Below are 250 nucleotides of genomic sequence, written 5' to 3'. Positions count from 1 at the left end.
ATCTTGTTGGAATAACAGCACCACGCCATCAACTAAATTATTGTATTTACGTCTATCGACAGGGCTACCGCCCATGGCGCGAAATAGCCATCCCCAGGGCGGAATAAACAGCTGATGCTTGCCTAAAAAATGAATTTTGGTGCCTAAGGCGCTGCGGGCGATAATGCCAATGATGAAATCCCAATTACTGGTATGCGGACCAACAATAATGACGCATGGCTTAGTATTATCGAGTTGGCCATCAAATTCC

General features: G+C 45.6%; 1 protein-coding gene. It reads right to left on the bottom strand.

Annotated elements, in window-relative coordinates; all coding sequences use genetic code 11:
- A partial coding sequence (locus AAEY72_RS15770) for a 1-acyl-sn-glycerol-3-phosphate acyltransferase (RefSeq protein ID WP_352311582.1) occupies window positions 1–250 on the bottom strand: 250 nt, incomplete at both ends.

The sequence above is a fragment of the Psychrobacter sp. W2-37-MNA-CIBAN-0211 genome, assembly GCF_040309405.1.
GTDB lineage: Bacteria > Pseudomonadota > Gammaproteobacteria > Pseudomonadales > Moraxellaceae > Psychrobacter > Psychrobacter glaciei.
The sequence above is the reverse complement of the archived record's forward strand: the minus strand, read 5'-3'. Positions and strand labels throughout refer to the sequence as shown.